Annotated in this window: 2 protein-coding genes; both read right to left on the reverse strand. The window is 66.3% G+C overall.

The window, feature by feature from the left end:
- Position 1 precedes the first annotated feature (1 nt).
- The gene (locus MTY59_RS11075; protein ID WP_221046696.1) at positions 2 to 12148 is read right to left on the reverse strand and encodes an amino acid adenylation domain-containing protein; all 12147 of its coding nucleotides are present in this window, start codon (positions 12146 to 12148) and stop codon (positions 2 to 4) included.
- Between the two features lie 10 nt (positions 12149 to 12158).
- Positions 12159 to 12425, reverse strand: coding sequence for a hypothetical protein (locus tag MTY59_RS11080; RefSeq protein WP_221045679.1), 267 nt, complete (start codon positions 12423 to 12425; stop codon positions 12159 to 12161).
- Positions 12426 to 12455 lie beyond the last annotated feature (30 nt).

The raw sequence follows: 12455 nt of genomic DNA on the forward strand, positions 1-12455 counted from the left end.
GCTAGAGCAGTCCGAGCAGTTGCAAGTCGGTTACGTATTTAATGATGATCGGGGCCGAGACATGCGGGATGTCCGGGATGTCCTTGTCGGGGCCGATTTTTGCTTCTTGCACCGCAGCGCGGAATCGGTCGGTCGGCCCGAACGCCCCTCGGGTCGGCTCGGGAAGCTCGAACTGCTCGGAAGGACGCAACCGCAACATCTGCAGCACCGAGTTCTCGCGCTGTCGATCCGGCAGGGCACCTAGAGCGGTCTCGAACCGCTGCAACCACTCCCCAAAGTCAGCGATGCGCTGGATCGGGTAACCGGCCTCGATCAGCCAGTCGACAAACTCGTCGGGCCCGATGCCGTCGTCGTGCGGGTTCATCACATGATAGGTCTGAAAGCCCGCTAAAGACGTGACCACCTGGGCACCCAGCGTGGCGATCGCCTCGGCGATGAAACCGACGGGCAGCCCGTCAAAGTGCGCGCGTTGTCGGTTGCCCTCGGCGTCGAGCCGGAAGAACGAGCCGGGCGCGATGCCGGTGGCCACCAGGCTCAGCACCATCCGGGTGACCGTGTCCGACACGTTGAGCTGACCCGCGTATGTGGGGTCGGCCAGGATCACGTCGCAGCGAAACACTCCGACCGGCAGCCCGCACAGGTCGTGAGCCTCGCGCAGCAGCACCTCACCGGCCCACTTGCTGTTGGCGTAGCCGTTGCCGTAGCTGCCATCGTTCGTGCGGGTGGGGCTGATGACCCGGATGTCGGCATCCTCAGTGAACGCGGACGAATCGATCTGGGTTCTCACGTCGGAAGTCGACACGTAACTGTAGGGCTTGAGTTTCGTGGTGAGCGCGAACCGGATCAGCTCGGCGGTGCCCACGACGTTAGGCCCGAACAGCTCGCTGTAGGGGAAGACGCCGTTGACCAGGGCCGCGGGATCCATGATCAGATCAACGGTGTCGGCCAGCCGCTGCCAGGTCTGCTGGTCCAGCCCCAGGTAGGCTTCGCCCTTGTCGCCGGCGATGACCTCCAGATGATCGGCGGCCAGCTTCTGGAAGTGCCGCAGCAGTCCGGGGTCGCCGCTGTCGAAGGTCTTGTCGAGTCGACTCCTCGCTTCTTCATCAGTCTCGCCGCGCACCAGGCAGATCAGCTTGCCGTCGACCAGCTCCATCCGCTCCAGCCACTCGAGGGCCAGATAGCGCCCGAGGAAGCCGGTCGCCCCGGTCAGCAGGACCGTCCGCACCTCGGCGCTCGGCCCCGGCAGCCCCGGCGCGGCGGCCAGCGTCGTGGCGTCGATGAACTTGTCCAGGGTGAGGTCGCGGGCGTGCACCTTGGTGGTGTCGTCCTCGTCTGCGGCGCCGTGCACGGACACAAAGCTGTCCCAGCTGGCACTTGTGCCCAACTGCTGGCTCAGGCTTCTCACCGATGGCGCGTAAAAAATCGCACCCACCGAAAGGTGGATATCAAGGGCTTTATTGATCTCGGCGATCACCCGCATCGCGGAAAGCGAATCCCCGCCAAAATCGAAGAACGAGTCGTCGACCCCGACGCGCTCGATCCCCAGCACCCGGGCGTAGATCCCGGCCAGGATCTCCTCGGTGGGGGTGGCCGGGGCCCGATACTCCCCAGCGGAGTACCCCGGTGCCGGCAGCAACCGTTTGTCGAGTTTGCCGTTGACCGTCAGCGGCAACGCCTCTAGCACCACCACCGCGGCCGGAACCATGTAGGCCGGGAGTCGTTGGGCCAGCGCGACCCGGAGCTGGGCCGGGTCTGCTGTCCCGGTGACGTAGCCGACCATCCGTTTGTCGCCGGGGCGGTCCTCGCGGGCGATCACCGCCGCCTGCTCCACCCCATCCAGCCCGGCCAGCGCGGCCTGAACTTCACCGAGCTCGATGCGATACCCGCGGATCTTGACCTGGTCATCCGCGCGCCCCAGATACCGCAGCCGCCCATCACCACCCCAACACACCAGATCTCCGGTGCGATACATACGTTGTCCCGCCGCGAACGGGCACGCCACAAACCGCGACCCCGTCAAGCCCGCCCGCCGCCAATATCCGCACCCCACTCCGGCACCGGCCACATACAACTCCCCGACCACACCGGCTGGCACCGGCCGCAACCAGCGATCCAGCACCAAGAAGCCAAGATGCGCCAATGGCACCCCGATTGGGCTGACAGTGCTATCGGCGTCACCGGCGACGATCTTCCGCATCGAGGCATGCACCGTCGTCTCGGTGATGCCATACATGTTGATCAAGCGCGGTAATCCAGGGTGGTTATCAAACCACGTCCTAAGACGCTGCGGTTCTAGCGCTTCACCGCCAAACACCACCGTCTGCAGCTTGAGCTGATATTCCAACTCAGGTGATCGCGATACGGACAAGCCGAGCCAGCGTGTCACCTGGCGTTCAAACGCCGTGCTCGAGCTTTGCCACCAGTGCTGCGCATCAACGTTCTGCAGCGCATAAAACGCCGAGGGGGTCTGGCTTAACACGCTGACCTCTTCGGTGACCAGCACCGCGTGCAAGTCTTCCGGTGAGCGGACCACCGAATCGGGCACCACCACCAACCGCCCACCGTGCAACAACGCACCGAAGATTTCCCACACCGAGAAGTCGAAGGCCAAAGAATGACACTGCGTCCACACCTGTCCCGGCGAGAGCTCCAGGTCGGCCTCCAGCACCTCCAACAGCTGGGTCACGTTGTGATGGGGAATGGCCACGCCCTTGGGGACACCGGTGGTGCCGGACGTGTAGATGAGGTAGGCGATATCATCCGGACCCGGCGCCGACAGTGCGGCGCTGGGTTGGGTGTCAACAGCGGTGCCCTCGATATCACTGACATCGATGACCACCAGGTCATATCCGTCGAGCCGGTCGGCAAGCTCGGTGGTGGTGATCGCGGCGATCGGCGCGGCGTCGGCAACCATGAACTCCATCCGGGCCGCTGGCACCGCCGGGTCGATCGCCAGATAAGCCGCCCCGGTTTTCAGCACCGCTAAAACCGACGCGATAGCCTCGCCCGAACGGGAAAGCAGCAGCGCCACACGCTCACCCGGGCCCGCACCCTGGCCGGCCAACAGATGCGCCAACCGGTTGGCGGCTTCCTCGAGCTCGCGGTATGTCATGGAGCGGCCTTCGAAGCTCAGCGCCACCGCCTCCGGGGTGCGGGCCACCTGCGCGGCGAACAACACCGGAATCGATGCACCGCTGGTTGCGGGCTGGGTCAACACCGCCCGGTTGCCCCACCCATCCAGCCGGGCGTACTCAGAATCATCGAGCAGATCCACCGACGAGAGCCGCCGGGTGGGGTCGGCGGTCATCGCCACCAACACCTTCTGCAACCGTTCGATCAGCATCTCGATGCTGGCCGCGTCGAAAACATCGGTGTCGTATCCGACGCGAAGACCCAGCTCGCTGCCCGGCGAGGCCTCCACCACAAGCGGGTAGTGGTTGGCTACGCGGCCGGTGACATCGGTGATGGCCAACTCGTCGGCCCCCGCCAACTCGCCGGTGTCGAACGGATAGTTCTCGTACACGAAAACGGTGTCGAACAGTTGCTGTTGACCGGTGACGCGGTGGATTTCCGCAAGCGCCAGGTGCTGGTGCTCGAGTGTGTCGTTGTAGGCGCCTTGCAGCTGGTCGAGCAGCTGCGCTGTGGTAGTTGCCGCCGTGATGTTCGCCCGCACCGGCACAGTGTTGATCAACAGGCCCACCATTGATTCCGCACCGGCCACCTCGGCCGGCCGCCCCGAGACCGTGGTGCCGAAGGCGATATCGTGCTGACCGGTCAACCACATCAGCAGCTGCGCGAAGGCGCCCTGCAACACGGTGTTGACGGTGGTATGACACGAGCGCGCCAGCTCGCTAACGGCCCGCGTGATCTGCTCAGGCACCCGAAACACGGCATCGCCTCGTGGTCCTTGCTCTAACCGGCCCGGTGGGCCCACCAACGTGGGGGTGTCAAAACCGGCCAACACCTCACGCCAGGCCGCGCGCGCGGCCTCCAGGTCACGACCGCCCAACCAGGTCACAAACGGGCGATACGACCCGGCTGCGCCCAGCCGCTGCCCGCGATAATCGGCGAATATCTCGCCCAGCAGGATCGGCAGCGACCAGCCATCGAGCACGATGTGATGATTGGTCAGCACCAACCGGTGCCGATCCGCCGCGATGCGCAGCAAAGCCAGCCGAAAGGCCGGCTGATCGGCCAGATCGCAGACCGCGGCACGTTCGTCGGCGCACACCCGCGCGATCTGCTCCTCGACATCGACGTCGTCGAGCTCAGGGCCACCGGCCAGGTCGACATACCGCCACCCCGCCACCGGATCGGCCGGGATGATCTGCACCGGCTCGTCGAACCGCTGGCAGAATCGGGCCACCAGGTTGGGATGCCGGGTGACCACCGCGTGCACCGCATCGCGCAGCCGCTGCGGGTCAAGCGGGCCGGTCATGGTGAAAGCCAGCTGCGCCGCATACGCATCGTCGTCGTTGCCCTGCACGGTGCTGGCGTGAAACAGCAGACCCTGCTGCAAGGGAGTCAACGGCAGCACGTCGGCGATCTCATAGTGATGGTAAAGCTCATCGATCTGGTGTTGGCTCAGCCGGGCCGGCGCGATATCCGACGGGGTCAGCCCGCCCCCACCACTTCGCACATGCGCGCAGATACCGGACAGGGCCTCAAACCACAGCCGGCTCAGCCGGCTGACCTGCACGTGATCTAGTGCGGAGGGCGCCCATGTCCAGGTAGCGTGCAGCTGCGGACCGGCGTCGGTGTCGATGGTGACGGCGTTGACATCAACGGTGTGCATCAGCGGCATGGGTATCGCCATTGCCGCGCTGGTGACTGACGACCCGTCCCGGGAGATCTGCCAAAGATCTTCGTCCAGACCAGTCCCGGGGGCGCCCTGACGCCCAAAATAGTTGAACCCGATCGGCGGGTCAGACCCGTCCAGGTCAACATCGCTGTTCAGGTAGCGCAGCACACCGTAACTCAGGCCGTCCGGAAGGGCGCGAAGCTGTTCTTTCGCGTCCTTGATCACCCTCCCCAGTGCGGCCTCACCGGTAACCACCTGCGCCCAAGACAGCCCACCCATCGCCAACGACACCGGATATTTAGTGGTGAACCACCCCACGGTGCGGGACAGGTCAATATCGGCGGCCAGTTCCTCGGCGCGCCCGTGGCCCTCGACGTCGATGCCGATCGGCGCGCCGCCGTTGCTCGAAAACTCCGCCACTGCCAAGCCAAGCGAGATCAGCAGAATGTCGTGTATCCCGGCATAAAATGCCGCGGGCACCTCAGTCAAAAGCATGCGGGTCGTGTCAACATCATCCAGCGACACCGACAAGTGCCCGGCGCTTGCATAGGTATCCACCGCCGGCTGCACCGCGGGCAGCACGGCAGGGGTCGCCGCCACCTGCTTCCACACCTGTGCCTGGGCAACAACTTTCGAGGTCCGGGCGTGTTCAGTGAGATGCTCCGCCCACCGGGCAAACGACGTCCCGGTCGCCGGCAACAACACCGGCTGCCCGCCGCGGTGCTGCGCCCAGGCGATATTCAAGTCCTCCAACAAAATCCGCCACGACACCGCGTCGATGGCCAGATGATGAATGATCAACGCCAACTGGCCCGCCGAAGCCACCCACAGCGCGCTCACCATCACGCCGGCGGCCGGGTTCAACCGCGACCGCGCCCCCACCAGCGCCGCATCGCACCATTCGTCCGCCGATTGCAGGCACTCGCGGGCATCCACCGACCCCACCTCGGGCACCGTCAACGACCACGCCCCAGCGTCGTCGTCGACGCGAAGTCGTAGCATGGCATGCCGATCCACCAAGGCCTGCAACACCGCTACCACGTCGGCCTCAGTCACCCCCGCGGGAGCCTGCACCACCATCGTCTGGTTGAACTGCTGCACCGGGCCATCGATGCTTCCGAGCCAACGCATGATCGGGGTGGCTGGCAGCTGCCCAATGCCCTCATCGATCGCGTCAGCTTCATCGTCGGCCAAGGCGGCCACCCGGGCCAGCCCGGCCACGGTCTGCTCGACGAAAACATCGCGCGGCCGACACAGAACCCCGGCCGCGCGGGCCCGCGCCACCACCTGCATCGACAAAATGCTGTCGCCGCCCAGCTCGAAGAATGAGTCGTCGACTCCAACCCGGTCGAGCCCCAGGACTTGGGCGTAGGTGTGGGCCAGGATTTGTTCTACCGGGTCACTAGGGGCGCGGTATTGGCCGGTGGTGTGTTCGGGTGCCGGCAGGGCGTGGGTGTCGAGTTTGCCGGTGGGGGTGAGGGGCAGCGTTTCGAGTGCGACGACTGCGGCGGGGATCATGTAGGCGGGGAGCTGTTGGGCCAGGGCGGCGCGTGCTTGGGTGGGGTTTGCGGTACCGGTGATGTAGCCGATGAGGCGCTTGGCGCCGGGGTGGTCTTCGCGGGTGATCACCGCGGCGTGCTCGACTCCGTCCAGTGCGGCCAGGGCGGTCTGGATTTCACCGAGTTCGATGCGGTAGCCGCGAATGTTGACTTGTTGATCGGCGCGCCCGACATATTGCAGCTGCCCATCGGGGCGCCAGCGCACCAGATCCCCGGTGCGATACATCCGTGTTCCGGGCTTCCCGAAGGGGCAGGCCACAAACCGCGAGGCCGTTAGGGGACCGCGCCGCAGATAACCGAGCCCGACGCCGGCGCCTGCCACATATAGCTCGCCGAGCACCCCGATCGGTACCGGGTGTAACCACCCGTCGAGCACGAACAGCGCCGCGGTGGGCACCGGCGCGCCGATCGGCGGGGTGCCGGCCCCGGCAGTCAACGGCGCGGTCCTGGATGCACATATCGTGGTCTCGGTGGGGCCGTAGGCGTTGACCATCCTGCGGTGCGGCGCCCACCGGTTGGCGACCTCGGCCGGGCACGGCTCACCGGCCACCAGCAGCGCCATCGACTCCAGTCCCTGCGGCGACAGCGTCGCCACCGCCGACGGGGTTTGACTCAAGACGCTGACGCGCTCGGCGAGTAGCAGGGCGTGGAGGTCGTGCGCTGAGCTGGCCACCGACTCGGGCACCACCACCAGGCGTCCACCGTGGAGCAGCGCACCCCAGATCTCTTCAACGGAGGCGTCGAAGGCCAGCGAATGCCACTGCGCCCACACCTGTTCCGGTGTCGCCCAGGTGTCTAGTGATGTCAGCAGCCGGGTCACGTTGTGGTGGGTGATGGCCACCCCTTTGGGCACACCGGTGGTGCCCGAGGTGTAGATCAGGTACGCGATATCGGCGGGATCGGGCCCCGGCAAGGCGGTGCTGGGTTGGGTGGCGATGGCGGGATCGTCGACCTCGATGACCGCCACGTCGCACCCGTTAAGCAGCGGGCGCAGTTCGGCGGTGGTGAGCGCGGTGATCGGCGCGCCATCGACGATCATGAACTCGATCCGCGCCGCCGGCAGCGCCGGGTCGATCGGCAGGTAGGCCGCCCCGGTTTTCAGGACCGCCAGCATCGCCACGATCGCCTCGGCTGAACGCGAAAGCAGCAGCGCCACATACTGTCGCGGGCCCACGCCATGGCCGGCCAGCAGATGCGCCAACCGGTTGGCGGCTTGGTCGAGTTCGCGATAGGTCCACGAACGCTCACCGCAGCTGATCGCGACTGCCTCCGGGCAGCCGGTCACGTGTTGGGCGAACGCCTCTGGAATCGACACCGCGGCAGGCGCGGGCCGGGTCAACACCGCGCGCTGACCGAACTCCTCGAGCCGGGCCTGCTCACCCTCATCTAGCAGATCCACCGACGCGACCCGCCGCCCCGGATCAGCAACCATTGCCACCAACACCCGCAACAACCGCGCGATCAACACCTCAACGGTGCCCAGATCGAACACATCGGTGCGGAACTCCACCGCTCCGCCGATCCCGGCGGGCTCACCGGCCTCACTGAAGCGTTCGGCCAATGAAAACGCCAAATCCATACGGGCAGTGCGGGTGTCGACCGGCAGCGACCTAACCTGCAGATCACCGAGTGTCAGGTTCGCGGGCTCGTTGTTCTGCCAGGCCAACGCCACTTGCACCAGCGGGTGATGGGTCAGGTTCCGCGTCGGGTTGAGTCGCTCCACAAGCACTTCGAAGGGCACGTCTTGGTGTTCGTAGGCGGCCAGGCTGCGCTGGCGCACCTGGGCCAGCAGCTCTGCGAGAGTCTGATCGCCTGTCAGATCTACTCGCAGCACCAAGGTGTTGACGAAGAAACCCACCAACTCATCGAGCGCTGGGTCATTACGCCCGGCGATCGGGAACCCCACCGCCACATCGGAACTGGCGCTGATCTTCGACAACAGCACCGCCAGGGCCGCCTGAACCACCATGAAACTGGTCGCGTTGTGCGCGCGGCCCACCCGAGCAATCTGCTGCTGTAACTCCGCCGGCCAGTCCACCATCACACTGGCGCCGCGCTGATCGGCCGCCGGCGGATAGGGCCGATCGGTGGGCAGCTGCAGCCGTTCGGGTAGCCCGGCCAGCGCCTGCTCCCAATAGGCCAGCTGCGCGGCGATGCGGCTATCGCCATCGGCCAGATCACCAAGCTGCGCGCGCTGCCACAGCGTGTAATCGATGTACTGCACCGGCAACGGCGCCCAGTCCGGGGCCAGGCCGACACACCGGCTTGTGTAAGCCACCCGCAGATCAGCCACCAGCGGAGTGATCGACCAGCCGTCGGCGGCGATGTGGTGCACCACGGCCACCAACACATGCTCGTCATCGGCGAGACGGAAAAGCGTTGTCCGCAAAGGGATTTCAGCGGTCAGATCGAAGGTGTGATGCGCGGCCGTGTCGATGGCCTCGGCCAGCCGATCAGCCGACCAGCCGGCGGCATCGACAACATCCCACCTCAAGTCGACCCGCTCGGCAGCGACGACCGTCTGCTGGGGGATCCCCTCGGGCGCCACGAACAGGGTGCGCAGGCTCTCTTGGCGGGCCACCACGTCGGCCAGTGCCGCACCCAACGCCTCGGTATCCAGGGCCCCGTCGAACCGCAACGCCGCCACCATGTTGTAGACGGGGGAGGGACCGTGCAACTGGTCAAGGAACCACAACCGCTGCTGGGCGTACGACAACGGCACCACCGCCGGACGTGCACCGGCCACCAACGGCTCCAACAGACCCCCACCGACAGCGATATGTGGGGCCAGCTGAGCCACCGTGGGCGCCTCGAACACGGTACGCACCGAAAGATTGGTGTCCAAGCCGGTATTGACCGCGGCGATCAGGCGCATTGCCGACAGGGAGTCCCCGCCCAAATCGAAGAATGAGTCATCGACGCCGACACGGTCGAGCCCTAGAACGTCGGCGTAGATGCCGGCCAAGATTTCCTGTGCCTGAGTGGCCGGGCTGCGATACCCGCGCCCTGAGTAATCCGGTGCCGGTAGGGCGCGCGCGTCGAGTTTTCCGCTCGGGGTCAGCGGTAGCGCTTCGATGCCCATGACCGCGGCTGGCACCATGTACGCCGGTAGCCGTTGGGTTAGTTCAGTGCGTAGGTCGGTGGGGTCCGCGGTGCCGGTGAAATAGGCGACGATGCGCTTGTCACCGGGGCGGTCCTCGCGGGCGATGACGACCGCCTGCTCGACGCCGTCCAGTGCGGTCAGCGTAGCCTGGATTTCGCCGAGTTCGATGCGGTAGCCGCGGATCTTGACCTGTTCGTCGGCGCGCCCGAGGTAGTGCAGCTGTCCATCCGCGCGCCAGCGCACCAGATCCCCGGTGCGATACATCCGCGCTCCGGGCACACCGCAGGGACACGCTATGAAGCGCGATCCCGTGAGCGCGGCCCTGCCGAGGTAACCGGCCCCGACGCCGGCACCGGCGACATACAATTCACCCACCACCCCGATCGGCACCGGACGCAACCACCCATCCAGCACGAACAACGCCGCGCCCGGTACGGGCGAGCCGATCGGCGGCGTCCCCGCCCCCGCCGTCAAAACACTCATCGACGCGTACACGGTGGTCTCGGTAGGGCCGTATGCGTTGACCACCACCCGTTCCTGCGCCCATCGATCCACCACCTCGGCCGGACACGCCTCACCGCCGAGCAGCAACGCCGTCGACTCCAGCCCCTCCGGCGACAGCGCCCCCACAGCCGACGGGGTCTGGGTCAACACGTTGACGCGTTCGCTGAGCAACACGGAGTGAAAGTCCGGTGGTGAGTTCACCACCGAATCGGGCAACACCACCAACCGCCCACCGGTGAGCAGCGCGGCCCAGATCTCCCACACCGAGAAGTCGAACGCATATGAATGGCACTGTGTCCAAACCTGTTTCGCCGGCAGAAGTACGGGCTGCGAATCCGCCAGATGGGTCAAATTGCCGTGCGTGATCGCCACACCTTTGGGCACACCGGTGGTTCCCGAGGTGTAGATCAGGTAAGCGATATCGCCGGGATCGGGCCCCGGCAATGCCGTGCTGGGTTGCGTGGCAATTCGGGGATCGTCGACGTCGATGACCGTGACGTCGCCCTCGTTCAGCCGGGGGCGCAGCGTGGCGGTGGTGATCGCGGCCGTCGGGGCGGCGTCGCCGACCATGAATCCGATCCGCGCGCCCGGCAACGCCGGGTCGATGGCCAGATAAGCCGCGCCGGTCTTCAACACCGCCAGCATCGCGACGATGGCCGAGGGCGAACGTTCCAACAGCAAGGCCACCCGCTGCCCGGCGCTGACCCCATGGCCAATGAGGTGGTGCGCCAACCGGTTAGCGGCCTCCTCGAGTCCTCGGTAGGTCATGGAGCGGCCCTCGAAGGTCACCGCCACCGCCTCTGGAGCGCGGGCCACCTGTTCAGCGAACAGCGCTGGAACCGACATCGGCGGCGGCCCCGATCGGGTCAACGCGGCGCGGTTGCCGACCGCGTCCAACCGGGCAACCTCACCGGCGTCGAGCAGATCAATCGACGACAGCCGCTGGTTCGGGTCAGCGGTCATCGCCACCAACACCCGCTCAAACCGGTCGATCAGCGCCTGAATGCTGTCGGCGTCGAACACGTCGGTGTCGTACTCGGCGCGCAGCCCCAGTTGGCGGCCCGGGGTGGCTTGCACCGTCAGCGGGTAGTGGTTGTACTCGCGGCCGGTGAACTCGGTAATGGCCAGCTGGTGGTCGCCGCCGGACAGGGTCGCGGTGTCGACGGGATAGTTTTCCAACACGAACAAGGTGTCGAACAGCTTGTCCTGACCGGTGATTCGGTGAATCTCGCTGAGTGCCACATGCTGGTGTTCCAGCGTGTCGGCGTAGGCCGTTTGCATCTGATCGAGCAGGTCGGCGGTGGTGCTGGCCGGTGTGATACGCGCCCGCACCGGCACGGTGTTGATGAAGAGGCCAACCATCGATTCCGCACCGACCAGCTCGGCCGGCCTACCCGAGACTGCGGTGCCGAACACGACGTCGTGCTGGCCGGTCAGCCATGTCAGGAGTTGTGCAAAACCGGCTTGCAGCGCGGTGTTGACGGTGGTGTGGCGAGAGCGGGCCAGTTCGCTTAGCGATTGCGTGGTGTGGAGGGATAGCCGCGATGAGGCGACCCCGCGACGACCGAGCCCCAACCGATTCGCCGGGCCGACCAGGGTGGGCGTGTCAAAGCCGGCCAGCACCGAACGCCAAGCGGTGTGGGCGGCTTCCAGGTCACGCGTCGCGAGCCAGGCGGCGAACTCCCGATACGACGCGGCCGCGGGCAGTCGCTGTCCGTAATAGGCGGCGAAGATTTCCTGCAGCAGGATCGGCAGCGACCAGCCGTCGAGCACGATGTGATGGTTGGTCAGGACCAACCGGTACTGCTCGGCGGCGGTGCGGATCACGGCCACCCGGAAGGCCGGCCCTCCAGCCAGATCGCACACCGCGGCGCGTTCGGCTGCGCAAATCTGCCGGAAATGCTCATCGACGCCGGATTCGCCGTCCCCGGCGGCGAGGTCGGCGTACCGCCACCCCGGCGCCGGATCGGCCGGGATGATCTGAACCGGCTCCCCGAACCGTTCGAAGAAGCGAGCCGCCAGGTTGGGATGCCGGTCGATCGCGGTCTGTACCGCTTCGCGCAGGCGGTCCGGGTCGAGCGTGCCGGTCACGGTGATGTCTAGCTGAGACGCATAAACATCGTCGCCGTGACCCTGTGCGGTGCTGGCATGAAAGAACAGCCCCTGCTGGAGGGGAGTCAAAGGCAAAACGTCAGCGATCCGCATATTGGCGCTCCAGCTCGTCGATCTGTTGCTGGCTCAGCCCGGCAAGCGCGATGTCCGACGGGGTCAGCCCGCCGCCACCGCCGCGCACATGGGCGCAGATGCCGGCCAGGGCGTCAAACCACAGCCGGGCCAGGCGGTTGACTTGGGTGTGATCCAGTGCCGAGGGCGCCCAGGTCCAGGTGGCGTGTAGCAGGGGACCGGTGTCGGCGTCCTCGGTGACCGCGTTGAGTTCCACGGTGTGCCCAAGCGGCATGGGTATGGCCACGGCCGCCGCGGCCGCCGA

The sequence above is a fragment of the Mycobacterium senriense genome, from assembly GCF_019668465.1.
GTDB classification, from domain to species: Bacteria; Actinomycetota; Actinomycetes; order Mycobacteriales; family Mycobacteriaceae; genus Mycobacterium; species Mycobacterium senriense.